The organism is Echinicola jeungdonensis, assembly GCF_030409905.1.
GTDB classification, from domain to species: Bacteria; Bacteroidota; Bacteroidia; order Cytophagales; family Cyclobacteriaceae; genus Echinicola; species Echinicola jeungdonensis.
The window spans coordinates 446,654-471,019 of the sequence record NZ_JAUFQT010000001.1 but is presented as its reverse complement, the minus strand read 5'-3'; the positions used below and the strand labels follow the sequence as shown (position 1 = coordinate 471,019).

General features: G+C 39.5%; 18 protein-coding genes, 1 other RNA gene and 1 pseudogene. 11 read left to right on the top strand and 9 right to left on the bottom strand.

Annotated features, from left to right (window positions below; genetic code table 11):
* Nucleotides 1-23: 23 nt before the first annotated feature.
* Entirely contained in the window at nt 24-4,241 is a 4,218-nt protein-coding gene (glgP, locus tag QWY93_RS01910) for an alpha-glucan family phosphorylase (RefSeq protein WP_290246501.1), read from the top strand.
* Here glgP and QWY93_RS01905 read toward each other — a convergent pair.
* The 3 genes from QWY93_RS01905 to QWY93_RS01895 all read right to left on the bottom strand — a co-directional run bounded on the left by QWY93_RS01905 (nt 4,238) and on the right by QWY93_RS01895 (nt 8,412).
* The gene (locus QWY93_RS01905) at nt 4,238-4,564 is read right to left on the bottom strand and encodes a hypothetical protein (protein ID WP_290246500.1); all 327 of its coding nucleotides are present in this window, start codon (nt 4,562-4,564) and stop codon (nt 4,238-4,240) included. The two genes, glgP and QWY93_RS01905, sit on opposite strands and share 4 nt — an antisense overlap.
* Nucleotides 4,561-5,889: a PepSY-associated TM helix domain-containing protein gene (locus QWY93_RS01900; RefSeq protein ID WP_290246499.1), complete on the bottom strand. Its 1,329-nt coding sequence runs from the start codon at nt 5,887-5,889 to the stop codon at nt 4,561-4,563. The genes QWY93_RS01905 and QWY93_RS01900 overlap by 4 nt, the downstream gene beginning before the upstream one ends.
* Nucleotides 5,890-5,952: 63 nt before the next feature.
* On the bottom strand, nt 5,953-8,412 hold the full coding sequence (locus QWY93_RS01895; RefSeq protein ID WP_290246498.1) for a TonB-dependent receptor: 2,460 nt from the start codon (nt 8,410-8,412) through the stop codon (nt 5,953-5,955).
* Nucleotides 8,413-8,781: 369 nt separating this feature from the next.
* Between QWY93_RS01895 and QWY93_RS01890 the strand changes: the two genes are divergently transcribed.
* The 5 genes from QWY93_RS01890 (at nt 8,782) to QWY93_RS01870 (ending at nt 12,386) form a co-directional block, all read left to right on the top strand.
* Complete coding sequence (locus QWY93_RS01890) at nt 8,782-9,474, top strand: hypothetical protein (protein ID WP_290246497.1); 693 nt, start codon at nt 8,782-8,784, stop codon at nt 9,472-9,474.
* Nucleotides 9,458-10,036, top strand: coding sequence for an RNA polymerase sigma factor (locus tag QWY93_RS01885; RefSeq protein ID WP_290246496.1), 579 nt, complete (start codon nt 9,458-9,460; stop codon nt 10,034-10,036). The genes QWY93_RS01890 and QWY93_RS01885 overlap by 17 nt, the downstream gene beginning before the upstream one ends.
* Complete coding sequence (locus tag QWY93_RS01880) at nt 10,033-10,332, top strand: hypothetical protein (RefSeq protein ID WP_290246495.1); 300 nt, start codon at nt 10,033-10,035, stop codon at nt 10,330-10,332. Before QWY93_RS01885 ends, QWY93_RS01880 begins: the two co-directional genes overlap by 4 nt.
* A complete protein-coding gene (locus QWY93_RS01875; RefSeq protein WP_290246494.1) occupies nt 10,287-11,378 on the top strand; it encodes a porin family protein in 1,092 nt (363 codons plus the stop codon). The genes QWY93_RS01880 and QWY93_RS01875 overlap by 46 nt, the downstream gene beginning before the upstream one ends.
* A gap of 102 nt (nt 11,379-11,480) precedes the next feature.
* Entirely contained in the window at nt 11,481-12,386 is a 906-nt protein-coding gene (locus tag QWY93_RS01870; RefSeq protein WP_290246493.1) for a DUF4382 domain-containing protein, read from the top strand.
* Between the two features lie 147 nt (nt 12,387-12,533).
* Here QWY93_RS01870 and QWY93_RS01865 read toward each other — a convergent pair whose 3' ends face one another.
* The gene (locus QWY93_RS01865) at nt 12,534-14,501 is read right to left on the bottom strand and encodes a glycoside hydrolase family 127 protein (RefSeq protein WP_290246491.1); all 1,968 of its coding nucleotides are present in this window, start codon (nt 14,499-14,501) and stop codon (nt 12,534-12,536) included.
* Nucleotides 14,502-14,848: 347 nt separating this feature from the next.
* On the opposite strand from QWY93_RS01865, the gene QWY93_RS19650 reads away from it, so the two are divergent.
* From QWY93_RS19650 to QWY93_RS01850, 4 genes are all read left to right on the top strand, one after another.
* Nucleotides 14,849-15,613: a sodium:solute symporter family transporter gene (locus QWY93_RS19650; RefSeq protein WP_353959611.1), complete on the top strand. Its 765-nt coding sequence runs from the start codon at nt 14,849-14,851 to the stop codon at nt 15,611-15,613.
* Entirely contained in the window at nt 15,586-16,524 is a 939-nt protein-coding gene (locus QWY93_RS19645; RefSeq protein WP_353959610.1) for a sodium:solute symporter family transporter, read from the top strand. Before QWY93_RS19650 ends, QWY93_RS19645 begins: the two co-directional genes overlap by 28 nt.
* A gap of 247 nt (nt 16,525-16,771) precedes the next feature.
* Nucleotides 16,772-17,224 carry a peptide-methionine (R)-S-oxide reductase MsrB gene (gene msrB, locus QWY93_RS01855; RefSeq protein ID WP_290246490.1) on the top strand — a complete coding sequence of 151 codons (453 nt, stop codon included), beginning with the start codon at nt 16,772-16,774 and terminating at the stop codon, nt 17,222-17,224.
* Between the two features lie 284 nt (nt 17,225-17,508).
* The gene (locus QWY93_RS01850) at nt 17,509-19,038 is read left to right on the top strand and encodes a polysaccharide lyase (protein ID WP_290246489.1); all 1,530 of its coding nucleotides are present in this window, start codon (nt 17,509-17,511) and stop codon (nt 19,036-19,038) included.
* Nucleotides 19,039-19,286: 248 nt separating this feature from the next.
* On the opposite strand, the gene QWY93_RS01845 is transcribed toward QWY93_RS01850, so the two are convergent.
* The gene (locus tag QWY93_RS01845) at nt 19,287-21,230 is read right to left on the bottom strand and encodes a helix-turn-helix domain-containing protein (RefSeq protein WP_290246488.1); all 1,944 of its coding nucleotides are present in this window, start codon (nt 21,228-21,230) and stop codon (nt 19,287-19,289) included.
* A 246-nt stretch (nt 21,231-21,476) separates the two neighbouring features.
* Here QWY93_RS01845 and QWY93_RS01840 point away from each other — a divergent pair, with 246 nt between their 5' ends.
* Complete coding sequence (locus tag QWY93_RS01840; protein WP_290246487.1) at nt 21,477-22,088, top strand: hypothetical protein; 612 nt, start codon at nt 21,477-21,479, stop codon at nt 22,086-22,088.
* A 66-nt stretch (nt 22,089-22,154) separates the two neighbouring features.
* Here QWY93_RS01840 and ssrA read toward each other — a convergent pair.
* The 4 genes and pseudogenes from ssrA to QWY93_RS01820 all read right to left on the bottom strand — a co-directional run bounded on the left by ssrA (nt 22,155) and on the right by QWY93_RS01820 (nt 24,308).
* Nucleotides 22,155-22,564, bottom strand: a transfer-messenger RNA (tmRNA) gene (ssrA, locus tag QWY93_RS01835).
* Nucleotides 22,565-22,795: 231 nt separating this feature from the next.
* A pseudogene (locus tag QWY93_RS01830) lies at nt 22,796-23,023 on the bottom strand (energy transducer TonB); the annotation flags it as partial.
* 24 nt (nt 23,024-23,047) lie between these two features.
* Entirely contained in the window at nt 23,048-23,338 is a 291-nt protein-coding gene (locus tag QWY93_RS01825; RefSeq protein WP_290246486.1) for a hypothetical protein, read from the bottom strand.
* Nucleotides 23,339-23,633: 295 nt separating this feature from the next.
* A complete protein-coding gene (locus QWY93_RS01820) occupies nt 23,634-24,308 on the bottom strand; it encodes an energy transducer TonB (protein ID WP_290246485.1) in 675 nt (224 codons plus the stop codon).
* Between the last annotated feature and the right edge of the window lie 58 nt (nt 24,309-24,366).

The window sequence follows — 24,366 nt, the reverse complement described above, 5'->3', positions numbered from 1 at the left end:
ATTGGTATTTAAGTTTGAACAACATGACCAATCCATCTATCATCCAACCTGATTATCTTTTTGAAGTAAGCTGGGAGGTATGTAACAAAGTAGGGGGCATCTATGCGGTATTAGCCACCAAAGCTCCTATAATCGAACGAAATTTTCATGAGAGGCTAATGATGATCGGGCCAGATGTTTGGAAAGGAACAGGGGATCATCCTGAATTTATTGAAGACAAAACCTTGTTTAAGGTATGGAGGCAATATGTAGACCAGGAAGGCCTGAAGATAAAAATTGGGCGTTGGAATATCCAGGGGAACCCCATTGCCATATTGGTGGATTTCACTCCTTTCTTTTTTGAAAAAAATGAAATTTTTAAACATTTCTGGATAAAATATCAACTCGATTCCCTTAATGGACAGTGGGACTATATCGAACCGGCAATGTTTGGTTATGCAGCGGGGAAGGTCATTGAATCATTTTATCGTTGCCATATCAATTCCACAGACAGGGTAGTGGCCCAGTTTCATGAATGGATGACCGGAACGGGCTTACTTTATTTGGAGGAAAAGGTACCTCAGGTGGCCACTGTTTTTACTACCCATGCAACAGTGACCGGAAGGGTTATTGCAGGAAAAGGGTTGCCATTTTATCAGCATTTGGGGCAATATAATCCTGAACAAATAGCCAGGGAATCCAATGTGCTTTCCAAACATTCCTTAGAAAAAATAACAGCTCAAAATGCAGATTGCTTTACTACAGTAAGTGAAATGACCGCCAGGGAATGTGAAAAAATGCTGGGGAAATACCCGGATTTGATCACTCCCAATGGTTTCGATAATTCCATGGTTCCGGTACCTCCCCATTTGGATAACCAAAGGGAGCTGGCCAGAAAAAGAATAATTCATGTGGCAGAAGGATTATTTAATCAAAAATTTCCATTGGACAGTCTTTTGATCATCAAGAGTGGGCGAAATGAATTTAAAAATAAAGGAATTGATGTATTTATTGACACATTGGCTGAAATCAGGAACCATCGTGCGCCAGCAAAAAAAGTGATTGCTTTGATTTTTGTGCCCGGTCACCATACCGGCCCCAGAAAAGAATTGGTGGACCGGATCAGCCAACCAAATTTTGAACATCCTAAACCAACTGAATTACTCACCCACCACCTCCAGGGAGTGGAGACAGATCCCATTATGCAACGGATCAAAAAGATGGAGCTTAACCAATCCCTTGATGAAAATCTAAAGGTAATTTTTGTTCCCACCTATCTGGATGGTAATGATGGGATATTTAATATGCCTTACTACGATTTACTAATGGGCTTTGATTTGGCAGTTTTTCCCTCTTTTTATGAACCTTGGGGGTATACCCCTTTGGAAAGTTTGGCATTTTATATTCCAGCGTTGACAACGGACGTTTCCGGTTTTGGGACTGCCTTGCTGCAATTGAAGGAAAAAGCACAAAGGGGAGTTTATGTGATTGAAAGAAATGAAGGAAACGATCAGGAGGTTGTCAAAAAAATAGCAGATATCATCGAGGATTTTTCAAAAAAATCTGTTGCTGAAATCATGGAAATCCGGGAGGATGCACGCCGGATAAGCCAGTTTTTTTTATGGGAAAAGCAGATAAAATATTATGAACAGGCTTTTAATCTTGCATTGGAAATAAGCAGTGAAAGAGATAGCTTATATAGGGACAAACCACAAGCTGTTCCTTTGGAGCCAGTAGAGATCATGGAGTCCAAACCGGTATGGCGGGAGGTTACAGTGAAATCAGCCTTGCCCTTTGCCTTAAGAGGTCTTCAAAGATTGAGCACCAACCTGTGGTGGTCCTGGAATGAACCTGCTAAAGCACTTTTTGAGGAGGCCAGTCAGGAGACTTGGATAAAATGCCACCAAAACCCTTTGGCATTTCTTCAGTCGCTGCATTATTCGGTGATCGAAAAATTGGCCAATAATGCTGCCTACACCCAAAAATTGGAGGAGGTGATGAGGGAATTTGAAAAATATATGAATGCCCCACTAATTGACAAAGGCCTAGTGGCCTATTTCAGTATGGAATATGGTATTCATAACACCTTAAAACTTTATTCTGGAGGTTTGGGGATATTGGCAGGGGATTTTTTGAAAGAAGCAAGCGATAGTGGACTCCCCATGGTGGGATTGGGATTAATGTACAAAAACGGATATTTCAAACAGCGGCTTTCCATATACGGAGAACAATTAATGGAACCTGCAGGGATGGACTTTTCGACCCTTCCCATTCAACAGGTTACCAATAAAGAAAATCAAGTGCTAAAAATAGCCCTGCCATTTCCCGGAAGGACCGTTAATGCCCAGGTATGGAAACTGGAAATTGGAAGGGTCCAACTTTTCTTGTTGGACAGTTTTTTGGAAGAAAACCAGCAGGAAGACAAATGGATTACCACCCAGCTTTATGGGGGAATTCAAGAAAATCGACTTCGTCAGGAATTATTACTTGGATTGGGCGGGATTCAGGTCCTGGAAGCTTTGGATATTCACCCAGAGGTGTACCATTGTAATGAAGGGCATGCAGCTTTTGTGGGAATAGCACGACTTCAAAGTTTGATCCTAAATGATAACCTTTCATTTGAAGAGGCGGTGGAAGTGGTTCGGACTTCGAGTTTATTTACCACTCATACCTCAGTTCCTGCAGCTATAGATAAATTCAGTGAGGAGCTTTTAAGGCCCTATATTTCCCACTTTTCTCAGCAATTTAACATCCCATGGGAAACATTAATGAATCTGGGAAGGGCTAAAGAAAACCTGTTAGAGGAAAGTTTTTCAATGACCAATTTAGCGATGAAGTTGAGCCAGGAGGTCAATGCCGTAAGCAGGATACATCAAAAGGTAAGTTGTCAATTATTCCAGGATTTGTGGAAAGATTATTTGCCAGAAGAATTGCACATAGGTTATGTGACCAATGGGGTTCATTATGATACCTGGACTGCTCCTGCCTGGAAAGTTTTGTATGAAAAATATTTTGAAGAGGGGTTTCATAAAAATGCAAAATATTGGGAAAAGATTTACGATGTGCCGGATCAGGAAATTTGGAATACCAATGTCCAATTGAAAAGGGAATTGTTGACGTCCATAAAAGAAAGGCTGACAGAAACCATGCGGCAAAGGCATGAAAGCCCCAGGAAAATCAGGGAGGCAATTTCTCAAATTAGGGAGGATGCATTGGTAATTGGTTTTGCCAGGAGGTTTGTAACCTATAAAAGACCCGAATTAATATTGACTGACCTAAATCGGCTCCAAAGGATATTAAATAAAGAGAGCAATCCCGTTTTACTGTTTTTTGCAGGAAAAGCGCATCCTCAGGACAAAGTCAGCATTGAGTTGATCAAAAGAGTGCATGAAACATCCCTGGGGGGTGGGCTTCGGAATAAAATATTCTTTCTGGAGGATTATGATATGAACCTGGCCAAATTGATGGTTCAAGGAGTAGATCTTTGGATGAATACTCCCAACCGGCAAAAAGAAGCCTCAGGAACCAGCGGAATGAAAGCGCTTTTAAATGGAACTTTGAATTTTAGTGTGCTTGACGGATGGTGGGCCGAAGCTTATGATGAAAAAATGGGATGGGCTTTGGATTTAGAAGCAGAATATGAACGGCAAGATTTCCAAAATGAGCTTGATTCGGATAAAATCTATAAGACGCTGGAAAATGAAATTATTCCCCTGTTTTTTAAAAGGAATTCCGAAGACCTTCCGGTGACCTGGATCCAATTGATCAAAGCTGCCATTTCTGTTGCCCCTCATTTTACCATGCATCGCACCTTAATGGATTACCAGCATAATTTCTACAACAAATTGTTGGAAAAAGGACAGCGTATGCGAGCCGATGGTTTTGCTGCTGCTAAGGAACTTGCATTATGGAAAAAAAAGGTTTGGAGGAATTGGAATGATCTGGATGTTTTAAGGATCAGCCCCGAAATTATTTCTGATTGGAGTAAGGAAGTGGATATCAAATTGACATTAAATATGGGGGATTTTACAATTAATGATATTGGGGTGGAAATGATCATTCTTCGAAAAAAACATATTGATTCGGAAGACGGTCACCGTACTTTTGAATTGTGTGCCCACGAAATAGGGAAGGAAAAAGTGGTGTTTGAAGGACAAATCCCAGCATTGCAGCCAGGTAATTATGAATACAGTTTCCGGATTTACCCCAAAAATCCATTATTGACTCATAGACAAGACTTCCCTTTGGTGAGGTGGGTTTAAAAGGAGAATGAAAAAATTAACCATATTAAGCAAATAGAAAGAAAGATATATATTCCACTGGCCCACCTTGATTTCTTTAAGATAGCAAATGGGCAAAGTAACATAAAAGTGGTCAGGGAAAGGCCTGATAATAAACAATTACTGGCATACTTTCCAGCAGCTTTGAGGTTTGCAAAATTGTAATAGGGTAATTTCAAATTGACAGAATCTATTTGCTGCCATTCAAACAAAAAATAACCGCCAGATAATCCAACCATAAGACCCATTGCCAAAACTGCAGGGATCAAATAGTGTTCATTCGTTGAATCAATTTCTTTTTTCATAGTTGGGTGTAGGTTTTTGGGGTGCGATTTTGATGTTTTTTTATTCTTTGTAAAAAGGATTTTAGAAGGAGAAATAACAAAACTCCATAAAAGGTAGTGCTGACCAATATTGAAGGGATTCGAATACCATACCGGATGCTTAAAAATCCAATAACTACGCAAAAAGCGATAATGCCCAAACTCCATTTTGTAATAATTTTCTTTAATGGATCTATGCTCCCTGACTTTTGTCTGGCTTTTTTTGTCCTTTCCAAATAAATGATAAACCCACTTAGGGAAAGGAAACCAGAGGCGATTGCCAGGATGCAATAAAGAAGTTTGACGGGTATTCCTCCAAAGTCCCCAAAATGAAGGGCTTCCTGAACATAAAATAATTGATCCCCAAATCCTTGTTTATTAACCCTGTAATGGTGTAAGGTATTCCTGTTTTTTTTGTCCAGAACCAGTTTATTGGACCTCCTTTCATAAGCCTGCCCTGGTACATCACCCAGTATTTGTACCACCCCTTCTCCATTGGTGGATGGTCTGATAAACCATGGTATCATTTGTGGGAAATTACTCTTGGTAGTCCTTAGTACAGCTTCATAATCTAAGGGGAAATTCTTGTCTTTTTTTGGGGAAAATACCTTCTCCTGTCGGGTAAATTGATTGGGGCGTTCCATTTGAAATATATCCATCAGGTAAGGTTGAAGTCCCAGCCAAGCCCCTGTAATGGCAATGATGAGGTTAAATAAAAGGGAGCTTATACCAATAGCTTTGTGAAGATCGGCTTGTAGGGTTCTTATTTTCTTTTTTCGAACCTCCCCAAATGATTGCCGTTTCATAAATTTCCCGTAAATCAAAAATCCGGTTATGGTAGAAATCAACAGTGCTATTCCTGCCAATCCCACTATTTGACGTCCAAATTCAGCTTCATAAAAACGAACATGGAGGTTTCTCAAAAAGTAACTAAATGTCTTGAAATAATTTCTTTCGCCGAGAATCTCACCAGTATAAGGATGGACAAAAACTTCCCATATCATGGGGTTCAAAGAATTGTTCTCCTTTGGCCGTAAACGGATATTCCAGGTGTCCTGATGGGCTTTGGGCAATCCAACTTCAAATAGCTTTTTATCTGGATGATTGGATAGGACCCTGTGAACTGCTTCATTTAAAGAAGTTTTAGGCCCTGTGGGCTTATTCACTTGGGTTAGGTGGGGATTTAGCAACTGATCAATTTCAGGCCTGAACAGGGCAACAGCACCGGTAATACCCAAAAAGGCAATGATGACCCCGGCAAAAAGGCCCATACACTGATGTATTTTCCAAATTAATTTTTGATTCATGGATTAGGGGAAGTAAATAACTTCCTGAAATGGACCAGGAAGTTCAATAAATTAGATTGATAATTAGAAGGTATAGGAAACAGTAGTCATAATATTTCTGGGAGCCCCCGGGAAGGCACGTAAATAATCATATCCTCCCACCCAGTGGGTTTTGTCCAAAAGATTATTGACATTCATTTGAATTTGGAATTTGTTCATTTTGTAATAAATGGCAGCATCCACAATTCCATAACCTGGAAAAATAGGCGGCTGATCGGATGGGCCCAGGGATCCAAACCTCTCTGTTACGAAATGGATTCCAAGGCCAAAGCCCAAACCTTTAAAATATCCATTGTGTATGATGTATTTGGACCAAATATTACCGGAATGTTTAGGTGCATTTGGTTTTTGACGGCCAATTAAATTTTCATCATCACTTTGGGTGATGACAGCTTCATTAAAGGAATAACTTGCCGTTAAACTCCAATTTTCGGATATCTTACCTGCAAGATCTATTTCTACCCCTTTGGAAACTTCTTCCCCGTTTTGAATCAAAAGGTCAGGATTTCCGGGTTCATTGGCATTATATAGCGCTCCTTTTTCTGTAAGATGATATAAGGCCAAAGTTCCGCTCATTCTACCATCAAACCAATCCGTTTTAGCACCAACTTCTTTTAATTCGCTGACCATTGGATCAAAAGGTCCACCTGCGTCAGGGTTGTTGATTACAGTAGCACTTTGTGGTTGTAAGCCTTGTACATAGGTGCCGTACAAGTTGATATTTGGGAACAAAGCGTACACCAATCCAACCCTTGGAATAAGCGAATTTTGGGTTATAATCTCTTCATTATCACTTTTATAATTCAGGACATCCTGAAAATATTCCTGTCTAAGGCCTAAAAGTACTTTCAATGGACCAATTGAGGCTTGCTCCTGAATATATATTCCATGGGAGTTTAACTTTGATTGGGCAAATACTCGGGTTGTATAAATGTACTTGCTCATATCCCTCATTTTGTTGGCAAAAGGATCCGTTAGGTCAAAGTGGGCCACTACCGGAACAGGGTTGCCATTTTCATCTAACAAATATTCTGATTTGTTTTCTGGGTTATATGAATTGATGCTTCCTTCCCCGTCTGCAGTTAAATATCCTCTTGCCCTTAATTGGGAGCCGCCTGGGTGTAATACCTGCTGGTAGTAATCATATCCCAAAAGCATTTGGTGCTCAATAGCTCCTGTAGTGAAATCATAGTTGAAATAGTTGTTGAAATTGTTATTACTCCAACTTCTTTTCCGAATGCCGACTCGGATACCTACTTTTTGGGGATCCAGGCTCCCATCACCTAGTGCGGCAAAGGTATTGTTTGAACGGTGCTCCAAAAGGTCTTCATCATAATTGGAGCGCATAAAGGAGGAGTTAAAGCTTAAACCTTCCGTAAGCTGGTGACGAAGACTTATGGTTGCATTGATGCTTTCTTCCTTTAGATAGTCATTGGCAGCATTAAGGGCTTTGGTGATTGGAACAGAGTAAAGGTCTCCATTTCCAAAAACGGCCTGGCCGCGGTCCAGTCTACCATCGGAATTTTGATACACAATATCCAGATTTAGCCTGGTTTTGTCGGATGGTAAAAATGAAAAGGAGGGAGCTACCACAAAGTTTTTGTCATATTGTAAATCCCTGAAATTATCGGAATTTTCATATCCCAAATTAAGCCGGTAAAGTAAACTTTGGTCTTCAGTCATTGGACCGGTAAAATCTCCCAATAAGCGGAAAGTATTGAAGCTGCCCACTGTAGAGCTAATGGACTGCCTGGATTCGGTAAGAGGCTTTTTGGTTACCCGGTTAATAGTTCCACCTGCCGATGCATTTCCAAAAAGAGCTGATGCAGGTCCTTTGATCACTTCTACTCTTTCTATGTGGGGAATAAGCTGCTGTTTCCAGAAACTGGTAAAGGCACGCATTCCATTGACCAGGTTCCCGGAAATATCCTGACCCTTTACCCGGTGTCCCCTAATGGTAATATCATTGTAAAATGTAAACTGGTTAACACCACTGATGTTTTTAACAATATCATTTACCCGGAAAGCCCCTTGGTCTAATGCCAACTCCTTGGTCACATAACCGATGGATTGGGGTACCTTATTGATAGGAGTGGAAGATTTGGTGCCGATAAATGAGGTGGAATTTTTATAAGAGGTTTCCACCCGGCCAAGAATTTCAACTGTTTGAAGTTCTAACTCTCCCTCTTTCAGGACTACTTCTATTTTGGTTGTTTTCCCAGGTTCAATTTGAACAGGTCGGTTCGAATTTTCATATGCAAATGAGTTAAATTGAATGATCTGATGACCTTCTGGGGCCTGGTCAAAGGAAAATTTTCCTTTTTCATCCGTTAGGGTCCCTTTTGAACTGTCCTTTATTAAGACATTTATAAATTCAATAGGTTTTCCATTTTGATTTTTTACAATGCCTTCCAGTTTTCCTTTCTGGGCAAAGGATAGCGTAATTTGAAATAATAAGCAGATACAAAGTAAACTGTGTTTCATTTGTTTTTTTATTTAGACTAAATATTGATAGTGCAATAATAAAAGACCTAGACAGGTTCTCAAACTAATCACAATATTTATTTAGATTAATTCTTATTAAAATTAGATAAGGGAGGTTAAAGAATATTTTAAAAATGATAACTTCTGCTAATTATCAGGTTGGCTATTGGGAAGGGTTTGAGCCAGGAAAGCTGCCGAATAAAAGAAAAACAGAAGATAATTTTATTAAAAATCGAATAAATGTTTATTCAAAGGAAAAGCATTATAAAATTTGGAAAGAGTTTCCAAAGTTGGTTCCAACCCTTTTTTTAATTGCCACGTCTTTAGAAAAACGGCCTTTTTTAGGGGAAATAAAATTAAATGGGAATTATGGTTATTAATTGGGTGAGGGAAAAATTATATCTCAATATTTTGGGGGCGATTTTTATATTCGCTTTGTTTTCTTGTCAAGATGTGGAAGATGACCCCGGAAAAGTATTGGTCAGCATCAAGATGATGGATGCTGACGAACCTTCTTTGAATATTGAGGAAGGGAATATTTATATTGAAGAGTTTTTATTTTCAGCTAAAACTGAAGGAGGGAACCAGGTTACTTTTAATGAAGTAATGGCAAAAAAGGTATCTTTTACTGAGGGGGATAGTAATAACCTTCTAAATTTTTTTATTCCCTCTGCAATATATGATGAAATGCAAATTCGCTTAGTCCTTAAAGCAGAAGAAAGTCGGCCATCTATTTTTTTGAGGGGGACAAATCTCAGGGGCGGATTAATGGATTTACCATTCGTTTTTGAAAATACCGTAGACGAATTGTTGGAATTAAATGTAACTCCTCAACAAATGGGGCAACCTATTGTAGTAAAAAGAGGAGGCGAAAACAGTATTAAGTTGGAGGTAAACCCTGAAGTTTGGTTTCAAACCATTGGGCCTGGACAGTGGATTGCAGGGGAAGTGGTTCAATTTCAAAATCAAAATGTGGTACTGATCAATAATAGGCATAACCAAGATATGTTTCAGGTTATCAATGGCAGGATTAAACAGTCTTTTAGTGCGAAATTCAAGTAATAATTTGGAAAAAGAGGCAAAAATAACTGATAAGGAACTTGTCAAAGGCTGTATAAAGGGAAACCGAAAGTTACAGGAACAGCTTTATCGTACCTACGCATCAAAAATGTACAGCATCTGCCTTAGTTATGCCAACAGGAGGGAAGAGGGGATGGATATTCTTCAGGAAGGCTTCGTTAAAGTTTTTAGGCAAATTAAAACTTTTAAATTTCAGGGTTCACTGGAGGGATGGATTAGAAGGATCATTGTCCGAACTGCCATTGACCATTTTAGGAAATACAAAGAGGAAAGGGACCTGTCTGCTTCTGAATTCCTGGAGGTGGAGGATGGTCGATCACTTTCTGCATTGGAAAATATGGCCTTAGAGGATTTAATGGGCTATTTGCAAAAATTGCCGGAAGGGGCGCGGGTGGTATTTAACCTTTATGCCATTGAGGGATATAATCATAGAGAGATTGCCGAATTGATCAATATTTCAGAGGGAACTTCCAAATCACAATATAGCAGGGCTAAGGGGTTGTTACAATCCTGGATAATGGAGGAGCAAACGGAGGAGTTATGAAAGATGAATTCGGCAAAATAGTAAAGAGACGTTTGGAAGAAGGCCGGATCAACCCTCCAGAAAAAATTTGGAAGGATATTGACAGGGATTTGGACCTTGATATGACCTGGCAAAAAGTGGAAAGTGAGCTCGATATAGACCAGGCATGGGAGGGAGTAAACCGTACCTTGATAAATGATAGTTGGGTAAGATGGTTTGATGGTATTTCAAATGGTGCGTTTATTCTGGCAATTGTTTTTTTGGGGGATATTTGTTTTCATTTTCCCAAGATTCCCTTCAGGAAAAATCCGATATAACTAAAATTCCTGTTCAACAAAGCCAGTCTCAATTTTTAGACAGCATTGATAATAGTGCCAATAAATATTCCGATAGTGAAAAAGAGGAAAATTATGGCAAGGACAATTTTTCAAGAATGGAAGAGGACCCTTCTGTACCTGAAATCAAGCCAGGATCCAAGCTGAAAAGTGAGGGACTTGATATCAATGTGAAAAATTCCGGTGGAGAAAAAGGTAGCCAATTTCATCCCGGATTGAATAGTAGCTACCAAAAAAAAGATGGTCTTCCTATTTCAAATTTATCTTTCGGGTTAAAGCAAAAACCTGAAGAGTGGGAAAATCCTCATTTTGACTTCAAGTTAGAGGAAATTTCTAGCATGGATCTAGTAGGTGAGATGGGAACCCCCAATGGTTCTACGAAAAGCCAAAAGATTGAATTTTCAAATTGGTATTATGGGTTGGGAATTTCCTGGAGTACTTCCTGGATCAATGATCCAAGATTTAGAAGGGCAAAAGAAGAAGGTACCCTTACCCAGGTAAGTGAAAAAGGTGCCTTTTCTGGGCAGGTCCATGGTGGATATAGGTTCAATAATTTTTGGAGTATTTATGGTGGGGTAGATTTTCTGGGAACCTCCCAACAACAATTTGGAGAATATATTAATGGGGATTATGTGAAGGGGGGGACCAATATCAATTATTGGGGATGTTTTATCTCCTTAAGAAGAAAATATAATCCAAAATCCATTGCTGACTGGGGAATTGAAAAGGCTTTCTTTATCGGACCTTATGTCTCTAAGATTGAATCCGTGGAACAGGAATTGCTTACCTATTTGGAAGGAGCTAGAACCCGGGAACAACAAACCCAAATGTATAAACCATTTGAATGGGGTGGGGTTTTGGGATATGAAATGATTTACCCTTTAAATGAAAAATACCAATTGGGGTTCCAGCTCAGTTATCGGGTTGGGTTCAATAATATTTACCAGGGGAATGAGCAGATACCGTCCTATTTGAGAAGGACCACCACATCAGAATTTTTGATAAATATGTTTATCAGGAAAAAATAATTTTTATTGATTCCAACGGTTTTGAATATATCGTCGTCTTAGCAATGAAACAACGTGAAAACGAAATAAACCAACTTAATTTAAAAACTAAATTTATTTATTATGAAAAATCTAAGAGTAATGTGGGCAGCTTTTGTATTAGCATTTTTGGCCCTTGCTAGCTGTACTAACGATGAAGATGCAAATGGTGAAGGAAAGGTGAGCCTGAATGTGACAGATGCTCCTATTGACGAAGCTGATGTTACCGGCGTATTTGTAACCTTCACTAGTGTTGAGTATCAAATGGATGGAGGAAGCTGGGAAGTTTTTGAGGAATTTGATGGTCCTCAAACGATCAACCTCCTTGAATTACAAAATGGAGAAACGGCCTTTTTGGGTGAGTTTAATGGTAGTGCCGGGAATTACACTGGCCTGCGTTTTCACCTGGATGCTGTAGCGAAAAATGGTTCCCAGTCTTCTAACCCTGGGTGTTATATCACCTTTGAGGATGGTAGTGAAGAACCTCTTTATGTTCCCAGTGGAGAACAAACCGGCTATAAGGCAATCGGTGATTTTACAGTTCCTGTAAATGGTGTAGTAGAGGTTACTGCAGACTTTGACCTAAGGAAGTCAGTAACTAAAGCTGGAGCCACAGAAATGTATATTCTGAAACCGACCATCAGGGTCATTGTCAATGATCAGGCTGGAGAAATTAGTGGCCAGGTAGAAAATAGCGTTGAAGGTTCTACCTATGTGGTCTATGCCTACGAAGAAGGAACTTATTCCGAAGCTGAAATGGATGAGCCAGAAGGAGAGGGCAACCGTTTCCCAACCGCTGTAACCAGTACTACAGTGGATGCAGAAGGTAATTATAAACTAGCTTTCCTTGCTCCAGGAGATTATGAAGTGATTGTAGTGGAAATGGACGAAGAAGGTAATCCTGTTGTGAAAGATCAAGAGTCAGGCATTACCTTGTCCAGTAGCCAAAGTGTTGAATTGGACTTCTCTTTGGAAGCCATTATTCAATAAAATCCATTATTAAAGGGCTTTTTAAAATGGAAATTTAATTCCGTAAATAATGCTTTTTAGCATTAAGGGCTTGGCCTCATTTAATTATGAAGTCAAGCCCTTTTTTGTTCTTCCATTTTTCTCCCAGATTCTTTAAAAGGAAAATCTTTATTTAATTGGAACCCAAACTTTCATTTTTCCTATACCTCTATTGGACCAAGTGTAATATGGGATGGCAATATTGCTGGTTTGATTTCCTTTAAGCTGATTAACTCCTCCCATAAAATCAGGATTCCAATTGGCTGTAAAATCTTGCTGGATTTCCAAATTATCCAAGTGGTCAGCATTGTCCATTTCCTCAAAAGCATAAACCAAAGGGCCATATTCTAAAGCCATTTTGTTTTGATCAGCTTCTACATTTGGATTGGCCTTTACTTTTCTCACTTTTATAGGAAAATCGATGCTGATTTGGTCTCCTTTTGTCCATTTTCGAGTAAGGTCCACAAAACCATCATTAATTTTGAAATTTACCGGTTTTCCATTGATGGAAATTTGGGGAAGGGTTTCTTTTTCAGCTGAATAATGGTATAAATCACTTGGCAACACTTGTCCCCTAACCCATCCTGGAACCCTTAATTTTAAGGTGACTGGTTTTTGGGTGGTTGAATGGAATTGAACATTTACCTTGGCATCCCAAGGATAATTGGTGGATTGGGCAATTTGAACATTTCCGCTTTCCAATTCAATTTCGGCATCATTGGAAGCATATAGATTTACAAAGATGGTGTCCTTTTGTTTTGCATAAATCAAGCCTGGAAGAGAGGGCAAGAACCTGATCATGTTGGTAGGACAACAAGAGCAGTCAAACCACTCTTTTCGGGTACAAGCTCCCTGGTTGAACTGGTATTTTCCATCCGATTCCAAGGGGTTGGGATAAAAGAAGTGGGTGCCATCATGCGATATTCCTGAAATCAGACCATTGTAAAGTGTTCTTTCAATGATATCAAAATACTTTACTTCCCCGGTCAAATTAAATAACCTGTGGTTCCAATAGACATTGCCAATGGCTGCGCAAGTTTCATTATAGGCAGACAGGTTAGGTAATTCATAATTTTCCCCAAAGGCTTCACCTTCATGTTTGGCGCCGATTCCACCTGTTAGGTACATTTTCTTTTGGACAACATTGTCCCACAAATGGTTTACCGCATGCAAATAAGCAGTGTCTTTATCCAGGGTGGCGATATCCGTCATGGCTGCATACATATAAACAGCCCGGACTGCATGGCCAACTGCTTCTTCCTGTTCCGTTACTGGAATATGGTCTTGGGCATATTCGCCATATAGTTTGTGATTTTCAGGGTTCCCCCGGTTGTTGAGAAAGTATTTCGCAGTATTCAGGTATTTTTCCTCCCCGGTCAATTCATACAATTTGATAAGACCGGTTTCAATGATTTGATGACCTGGTACGTTGTTGATTTGGTCAGGGCCGTTACCAAATGTTTTGACTACCAAATCCGCATTTTTTAAAGCAATATCCAAAAAGTTTCTTTTTCCGGTAGCTTTATAATGAACAGCAGCAGCTTCGTACATATGCCCTGAATTGTAAAGTTCATGACTCATGTCAAGGGACTCCCATCTTTTTCCATCAACGACTTTCACCCAAGTGGCTGTTGGCTTTTTAGGGTTAATTGTCCTCCAGGTTGTCAGGTAACCATCCACTTCTTGACCTTTCTTTACTATTGAAATCAGGGAATCCAGTAAACTTTCAAGTTTGGGGTCCGGGGAGCTGATCAGGGAGTTGGAAGCACCTTCAATAACTTTGTACACGTCAGAATCATCAAAGGGCATGGCCCCTTTGGCCTCCCCTTCCAGTTCTCCCCCGGCAATCAAGAAATTATCAAGACGACCTTCTTCCTTGCATTTTTTCAAAGCATAAGCAATGGTTTTTTTTTGAACTTTTTCAATAAGCGGTAACCAAAAATTATCGGTTAATTTTACATTTTTGATATCCACATGACTGATGGGGTAGTGGTAGTCAGGTTTTGCGGTATCAACTTTATTTTTTTTATTTCCTTGACAGGAAAATTGGCCCAAAAGGAGGGCGAGAACAAAAAAGCTTAGGGTTGAATTTTTCATAGATTATTTTCTTAATAGGTTTATTTTATTAGGTCCCCTTTGAAGCGTGTTTAATTTGGGGAAATCCACAATTATTAATTAAATCTAATAAATGTAATTAATACACTTATAAAAAACAAGTAGCCTGAAATGTACTTACTAGGAGAGATTATTTTTGTTTATTAAAGACAGGATCCAATTGGATCATTAAAAAAACTTGAAATAAACAAGAATAAATTTTTTTACTCCCAACAATAAATTATGGAACACATATTTAAAATTCTTTGTCCTTCAGAATTTATTTTTGTAAATAAGTAAAGTGAAAGGTTATTGTTTTATTCTTTGTCGGATTTAACTAATCAGAAGCTATGGAGTTTTCCATCTGGGATACCATCATTTTTGTAAGTTATGGTTTAATTATAGTTACTATTGGCCTTTGGGTATCCCGGGGAAAAGGGGAGACCTCGGAAGCCTATTTTTTGGCGGGGAAGTCTTTGCCGTGGTGGGCCATTGGGGCTTCACTTATTGCAGCCAATATTTCCGCAGAACAGTTTATCGGCATGTCTGGCTCTGGTTTTGCCATTGGATTGGCCATTGCTTCCTATGAATGGATGGCAGCCCTGACCCTATTGATAGTGGGGAAATTTTTTCTACCCATTTTTATTGAAAAGAAGCTCTATACCATTCCGGAATTTGTGGAGGTGAGGTATAGCACCACCCTCAAAAGTATATTGGCGGTATTTTGGATTTGCCTCTTTGTTTTTGTCAACCTAACCTCTGTGTTGTATTTGGGAGCAACTGCTTTGGATACCATCATGGGGGATGGAAGTGGGGAAATATTTACTTATTGCATTTTCGGACTGGCCTTATTTGCAGCAACTTATTCCCTTTATGGAGGGCTTTCCGCAGTTGCCTGGACCGATGTATTGCAGGTAACTTTATTGGTCGCTGGCGGTGCTGTCACTACTTGGATTGCACTTTCCCATGTTACCGAAAGTGGAGGCGTACTGGATGGTTTGGCGGAGGTTTATGAAAAAGCACCTGAAAAATTTTCCATGATATTGGACAAAGGAGAAATTATTACTCCAAACAATAAGGATGCCTGGTGGGACCTTCCCGGCTTAGGGTATTGATAGGGGGGCTCTGGATAGCCAACCTATATTATTGGGGTTTTAACCAATATATCATTCAAAGAACACTGGCAGCCAAGAGCCTTCGGGAATCCCAGAAGGGTATTGTTCTAGCCGCTTTTCTGAAAATACTTATTCCTTTGATCGTTGTTCTTCCGGGAATAGTGGCTTTTGTAATAAATTCCGGGCCAGAAGGTACCATTTCAGAAACCTACACGGATGCCTCCTTCTTTGCCGAAGGGGGAAGGATAATTAATGATAATGCCGCCCCTTGGTTGATCAATGAATTTGTTCCGGTGGGACTAAAAGGATTGGTGTTGGCAGCATTATCTGCAGCTATTGTTTCTTCCCTGGCTTCTATGCTTAATTCAACTGCTACTATTTTTACAATGGATATTTTCAAGCCTTATTTCGGTAAAAATGCCTCTGAGCAGAAATTGGTTAATGTGGGGCGAGGATCTGCAGCTTTGGCACTTATTATCGCAGTAATATTGGCGCCTCAACTAAAAAATCTGGGACAGGTTTTTCAATACATACAGGAATATACCGGTATAGTGAGTCCTGGGATTTTGGCGGTCTTTTTATTGGGCTTATTTTGGAAAAAGACCACTAACAGAGCTGCCATTTGGGGAGTGGTGATGTCCATTCCCATTGCTTTTTATTTTAAAATTGCCCCCAATGGCTGGTCAGAAAGCCCTTTCTTCCTCAATCTTCCATTTCTGGATCAAATGCTCTATACCTGTATTTTGACCATTATTGTGATGGTTTTGATCAGTTATTGGCAATTTGGGGGTGAAAATCACCCTAAGGCCATCAACATCAAAAAAGGGATGTTCAAAACCGAGCCCGTATTTAATATCTGTTCCTTTTTGGTTTGCCTTATTCTGGCTATGTTATATGCTTTGTTTTGGTAATCGATTTGGGCAAGGAATATTTTTATTTTTGAAAAGCAATAGAGTGAAAAATATTTATTGTCGGAAATAATATCACTTCTCCAGAAAATAATTTTAGCATTTTGGCAGTTTTGGAGTACAACGCAATAGTAGTTGGATTCGTATTGGTATTAAAGATTTACTTAAGAAGCACAATTAGATGAAAAATGTAGTATTCGGGTTGTTGTTACTATTTTCAGTCAACTGTTACGGCCAAAATCAAAAAGATATGTCAGATTACCCGTCCAAAAACCCCTATTATTCAAGAACCGATACCACCCATTTGGAAGTAAGTGATGCCGAATGGAAGAGGGTTTTGCCTGCTGATGTATATGCGGTAGCCAGGGAGGAAGCTACAGAAAGAGCTTTTACCGGCAAGTACTGGGATGCGGATGCAAAAGGGACCTATTACTGCAAAGTATGTGGAAACAAGCTTTTTAAATCAGATGCCAAATTTGCAAGTTCTTGTGGTTGGCCCAGTTTTTTTGAACCAGTCAGGGACCATAGTGTAATTTACAAACCGGACAATACCCATGGAATGCAGCGCACCGAAGTGGAATGTGCCCGTTGCAATTCGCATCTTGGACATATCTTTGATGATGGGCCAGCTCCTACCTATAAACGTTTCTGTATGAATTCCATCGTTTTGGATTTTGAGCCAGAAAAGCAAGTAGGGAATTAATTGGAATGTAAATTTACCATTAGATAAAAATAAAACCGGTTTAATTTGAGAATGCAACCCTAATAAATTCATTCAGTTCCGGTTAAAATTATAAGAAAGAAGGCTGTTTTGTGGCCCCATTTCTGGATTAACGAGAAGTTTTATAAGATTGATCACCGTTCAATAATAACTGTTGAATGTTTTTGAAATAGTGAAGTTTATAATCTTTTGGGCTGGAAGGTAAACAACTTTACTACCCAAGACTAAGCAATAATATTAAATTGAATAATCCAGAAAACCTGAAAATGATGAAAATCAGTCAAATAGTCAGTGCAAGTTTACTTGCTTTTTCACTTTTTGGGGCAGTTTTACATGCAAATGCCCAGCATAACCACCATTCTAGCAATCAACCAGAACCAGGACAGATTCCTCCCCATCCTCCTAGGCTTCCTGAGGGAGCTATTCCCGCATTCCCTGGAGCATGGGGTGCCGGTATGTTCACTACAGGTGGACGAGGAGGAGAGGTCATTGCGGTGACAAACCTAAATGACAAAGGAGAAGGTAGTTTGCGTGCTGCACTTGAAGCAGAAGGTCCCCGTATTGTAGTATTTCGCGTAGCGGGAAATATCAAATTAACGGAGGATATCAATATTGATCATCCGGATCTAACCATTGCAGGTCAGTCTGCACCAGGAGATGGTATTTGCTTACAGGGAACACTTAATATTAATACACATAATGTTATAATAAGGCATATACGTGTTCGCCGTGGTGTTCCTGTTGGAGGACAAGGAGACGATAATATCGGAGGAAATCCTGACCATCATATCATCATTGACCACTGTTCAACGAGCTGGGGAATGGATGAAAATATATCCCTTTATCGTCACATGAGGCCTTCATTGGATGGAAGTACGCGAATAAAGGATCCAGCCGAACACATTACCATTCAGTGGACCATTTCAAGTGAAGCACTTGATGCCAGAGGGCATGCTTTTGGGGGTACTTGGGGAGGCAATCCTTCTACATTCCATCATAATTTGTTTGCCTGTAATACGGCAAGGAATCCATCCATAGGGATGTCCGGTGCATTTGACTTTCGAAATAATGTAATTTTCAACTGGCGTCACCGTACTATGGATGGGGGAGATGAAACCTCGTTAATAAATGTGATCAACAATTACTATAAACCGGGTCCCGCAACCAATGAAGACATGTTGGCTGTATTTGCGAGGGTGGAAGAACGCAGCATGTATTCCCCAGGAAGTGCATGGGCTGAGGGAGGATGGTATCCTAAGGAAGAAAATAGACCCGGAAAATGGTATGTTGCCGGTAACATAATGGATGGAAATAAAGAAATAACTGAAAATAATTGGGAAGGAATGCGTGGTTCTGAGAGGCTTGCAAGAGTGAACACTCCTTTTGTAGGTTGGCCTGTTTCACCTCATGAAACAGCACAGAATGCTTTTCTTTCTGTGTTGAAAAAAGCGGGAGCCACACTTCCAAGGAGAGATGCTGTCGATAAACGGGTTACAGAAATGGTTGCAACAGGAAAACCAATGACCGAGACAGGTATTTTAAAAGATATTTCCGAAGTTGGCGGTTATCCTTCATTAAATTACGATCCTGATGAAGTTCCTTCAGATATGGATGGGGATGGTATGCCGGATGAATGGGAGAATAAATACAATTTCAACCCTGAAAATCCGGCCGATGGAGCCATTGACTCCGATGGCGATGGATATACCAATGTGGAAGAATTTCTCAACGGTACCGACCCTAAAGAAAAAATAGATTATCGTAACCTTGGGAACAATATAGATACCATAAGTTAATTTCTTAACTGATAGTTGAGGGTATTCAAAACTTCAGATTAAGGTGTAATAAAAAAATCCCCTTGAAATTTTCTTCAAGGGGATTTTTAGTTAAAGCGGAGCTGGAGAATTGAGGTCTAGCTTATTAACCTTTAAGTCAAAATGCATATCCTCTCTAAGTTTTTGTGGCGTTTTTGACCTTCTGGATTTGCAATTGTGGCAAGATTGGAAAGTCGGGTGGTTGCGGTTTGGTTAGAATATTAATCAACCTATTTTAGGAGAGTACCTACGGTTTTCTCCTTTCTGACAGGTAAGTTTAAACTTGAAACAAAAGATTTAAATTCATCCTGGTGCTTTATGCCGTCAAATGCAGGAACAACGGCAGCCCAAGCCACAAAAGCATGCTTTGGTTCTGTATTCAACATCCTAACCGCTTCTTTAGTATCATTTAGACCGGCGTACAAAACAGCCAAGGTCCAATTTTTCCAAGGGGATTTTGGCCAGGTTTTCACTTCCTCAATTAATTCATAGGTTTTTCTAATTTCTCCATTCTTGGCACTAAATGCACCATACATGCCGATCATCCTGGGATTTAGCTCATAAACCTTAGCATAAGCTTGCATTGCCCGTGCTGTGTCATTTTTCAACTGATGAATAAATCCTTTTGTAAAATAGGCAACCGGGTTATTTGGAGATATCTGCAAGGCTGTTTCAACTTTTTCCATGGCCTTATCATAATGCCCATAATAGGCATAAAGCCAACCTGACCATGCAATGTATTTGGAATTGAAAGGATCCAATTTTTCAGCTAATTCATGATGCTTTATGGCATTTACTTTGTCCCCAATCAACATGCAATACCAAGCCTTATCATAGTGGACATTGGCCATACTCGGATTTCTCATCAACAAGTAGTCAAATAATTCTTCTGCCTCCTTCCATTTTCTATCATGGTAAATATTGATACTTGCCATGGCAGCATAAGCTTCCAATTGAGTAGAATCCAATTCAATAGCTTTTCGTGCGGCAAATTTAGCCATGCCGAATACATCTCTGTTTTCAGAAGAACTGTGCCCCAAAATAACATAACCGTAGGCCAATCCAGCGTAAACTAATGGTTCCGCTGGATCAGCATCAAGGGCTTTATATAGGTACTGGATTCCCTTGTCAAACTCCTCCTGAGTTGACTTATGAAGGTAATACATACCTCGTATATAATTTTTGTAGGCGAGTTTATCTATTTTTCTTGTGTTTTCTTGATCTAAACCTTTTTGTGGTTTTAAAAGAACCCCTGATGATAAGCCAATGTTTTTTGTTGCCTCATTTTGAATGGAAATGATGTTTTCAACCGAATTGTTGAAAGTAAACTTAAGTAAACCGGATTCTGGGGAGCCCATTTTATGAAGGGTCAAATCCAGGAATACACTATCCTTATCGGAATAATTTACCTTTCCGGCAACTAAAAAATCAATACCTAGTTCTCTTATTATATGGTCTTTGGATTTTTGGCTATCCTTATATTTTAAGGTTGTATTTCTGGAGAGCACATTAAAACCCTTGATTTTTCCAAGTGAACTAATTAAACCTTGATGCATTCCTTCCGATAAAATTTCTTCGTTGATCAATTTGGAAGTGGCTTCAATAGGTAAAATAGCAATTGATTTGGTTGTTTGTAAATCATTGCCACTCCTTAGGTTTAGGGTGGTAATCACTCCTAAAGCGATCAAAAGCACTATAATAACCACCGTGAAGGAATAAACCTTGAGATTTTGTCTGGCCAGATTATTAAGATGAAGAAAATTCCCAAAAAAGGACTTGTTTTTAGAGGTTTCTTTTGAAAGGTCTATATTGGGAATTAGTGGTGCCTGAACTTCAGCTCTATTTTTTACATTTCCCGGCGAAAAGTGATATTGATTTTGAAAACACTTGGAAAAATAGGATGGGCTTTTAAATCCAACAGCATAAGCAATTTCAGAGACGGTTGATACCTCATTTTTCAATAAAACGTAGGCTTTTTGGAGCCTGAACGCCATAATAAATTCACTGGCAGACAGCCCATTGATTTGATGCAATTTCCGGTGGAGATTTGATCTGCTGATCCCTGCTTCAGAGGCTAGTTCCTTTACACCAAACTTTTCGTTTTTATAATTTTTTTCCAGTATGCCATTAAGCCTTACAATAAACGCCTCATTCATTGACATTAGTGGATCCATGACGAAAAATTTTTAGAGGGAACTAGTAATATGAATTTACATATAATAAATGATAAAGCCCATTGATAATTTTTTGGGGATTTCCTTCAAGCAATCGGCTATCCTGAAACATGCTTTAAAGCTTTTGCAACATAGTTTAAAGGACTTGCAACGGAAATAATTAACAGTCATCATCTTAATGTTTACTTTGGTAAATGCTTCTGAATAAGCTGTTTATAGGTTTTGTTTAATTAAAATATACTAATTATGAAAACGTTAAAATTTCTATTCCTTATTGGCGGTATAACATGTATGTTGACCGCTTGTGAAATGTTCCTAGAGGAAGCACCCAGAAATGGGAACCAAGAATCGGATTTGGTCTTACAAGCTAGATCATTAACTAAACAATTGATGGTTCCCTATAAAGCTAAAATGGAAACCAGTCAAGCAGACGATGCTTTATCAGAAATTTGTTCTTTTATTTCTCCCACCGATTTTTGGGGACAAGAGCATCAGGTTGGAGGCGGTAATGCCACTCATATTGGTAATTTCACCATTGACTTAAAGTTTTGCTTTCATGTGGTAATTAATGAAGAAGGACTTCCTGACATTGAAGGTGGCTTTGGTGAATTTACTGGAGGAGATGGTATTATCGAAGCAAATAATGGTGATTTATTATATACTTCTGCGGATGGTGGCGTGCTTGTGCCCATCCAACATGATAAATATAATTTTGAGTTTGTAACGATCTTCCACGTTACTGGAGGCACAGGACGATTTGAAAATGCCTCAGGTGAAATCACTAACTACGGCTTTGTCAAGGCTGATGGTTCAGGAACGGACCATATTCAAGAGGGTACTATCATTTTAAATAAGTGAGTTCAGTGATAGAAAAGCGTAATTTTATAATAAAAAAACGAGGTGAATATTCACCTCGTTTTAGATGCGTGGAGCTGCAGGGATTCGAACCCTGGTCCAGATAGGGAAACACTGTACCGTCTACATGTGTAGTCATCTATTGGGTTTTCGTCACTGGGCTGCTGGATGACACAGCTACCCAAGTGCTTAGCTGCTTAAATTTCGCACCTCCTTAGCAGCATCGGAAGCACTAGTCCTGGCAAGTCGACACCCCAAGATCAGCTCCGCCAGAACAGAGAGCTGCGGGATGTGGCTGGGGAATCCGCTCTAGCAGACTCAACCCTTTAAGCTTTATCAGATCCTATTCGGACTGATTAGGCAGCCATGGCGTAATTAGATTCGCCAATTATAGTTCGCATGAATTATTCACGGGCGTACATGCTCCACCCGACACGCAGGCCCAGTCTTCACACCTACTGTCAAAACCGGTCAGCCCCATTTCGTTTAATTAGACAAAAATAAGATAAATTTTGTTCCCGAAGAAAGATATTAAAATAGATTCAAGATTAAAGAGCAATTATATATGTTCCTTCCTAAAATAGCATTGACCAATTAGGTTTTTATGAAGATTTTGGGCTTTGATTTAAAAAATTTATTGTATTCTAAAGGAGCTGAAATAGTGGCTGCTCAAGCAGGTCACTTTTTTTGAGTTATTAACCTTTTGAGGATTAATGCAATTTAAACCTAATTGGCATCCTCATTTTCACCCTTACTGCAAGGCCCCTTTGCTTTTCAGGTGTCCATTTGGGTGAATTATTATTTACTCTAATAGCTTCTATATTGCAGTCGCCTCCAATACCCCTCAGGATACCAAAATTCTGAATGGATTCATCTGTATTGACAACAAAAACTACATATAGCGTACCTTCTAACCCTAATCTCTTGGCCCGGGGGGGATAATTTAGATTGTCCCTAAGGTATTATTCTCCGCCTTTATTTCCTCCAGGAAGATGAGGCATGCTTTCCACCACATCAAAATCCACCTTTAGTTTCTCCTCGATTTCTACATTATCAGTGACCTCTTTTATAAAAGGTTGTTCTACAAGTGGTGGGGGAGGAGGTAGCTGTTCTGTAACTGGAATGTCTAATATTTCTTCAATTTCTTCTTCTAATGGGGCCAATTCCAACAACTCGGCCGCTTCGTATGTCTTGTGTTCAAATGCAGCAAATACTAAACCTGCACTTACCAATAAACCAATATGAAAAAACAATCCGGTCTTTTTGGTTAGGTCTGTTTTGGTTACTTATTAGCTTCCATAACTCTTCTTGTCTAATGTTAAGGTCAAATAAAATCCCTAATAACCGAAGGGGCCCGCTTATTACATTAAAAGTAGCCATCAACTTTTCAATTCTCATGGAGTACCGAACTGGTTTCCTGTTGATTTCCAGTGAACTGTAAGCTTACATTTTTATCTGGCAATTTATAAGCTTAATCCAAAGTCCCTAAGAAAAAAATGCCATAAAAAAAGGCTGTCAAATCTGACAGCCTTTAATATTTTGAATTGATTAGCTCAATTTAAATCGGATGGGCAATCTCATTTTCACCCTTACTGGACGCCCCCTTTGTTTACCAGGAGTCCATTTAGGAGCATTTTTCACTACCCTAACGGCTTCTTCATCGCATCCACCTCCGATACCTCTAAGGATACCAACGTCTTGAATAGAACCATCTGTATTAACCACAAACACTACATAAACGGTACCTTCAATTCCCATTCTTCTGGCTTGGGTGGGGTACTTAAGGTTTTTATTTAAGTACTTCATCCAACCTTCCATTCCACCAGGTGGTTGAGGCATGGTTTCTACCACGTCGAAAATCTCATCCGCTTTTTCCTGTACGGGTGCGTCCTGGATCACCACTTCTTTGACCACGGTTTCTTCTTGAACATCCACATCGAAGTCAACTTCGATTTTTTCCTCGATTTCTACCTCATCGGGAACTTCTTCAATGATGGGTTGCTCAACTGGTGGTGGTGGTGGAGGTGGTTGTTCCGTAATCGGAATATCCAATAATTCCTCAAAATCGTCTTCTACTGTTCCCAAGTCCATCAGCTCACTGCTTTCGTAAGTTTTGTACTCGAAAGCGAACAGTACAAGGCCCACACTGATCAACAGACCAAGATGGAAGAACATGCCTGTCTTCTTGGTCAAATCAGCTTTTGGCGTCTTTTTAGCTTCCATATTAAATACTCTATATAAAGGTTAATAACTCAGGTTCTGTTAATTGGTAACAATTGTA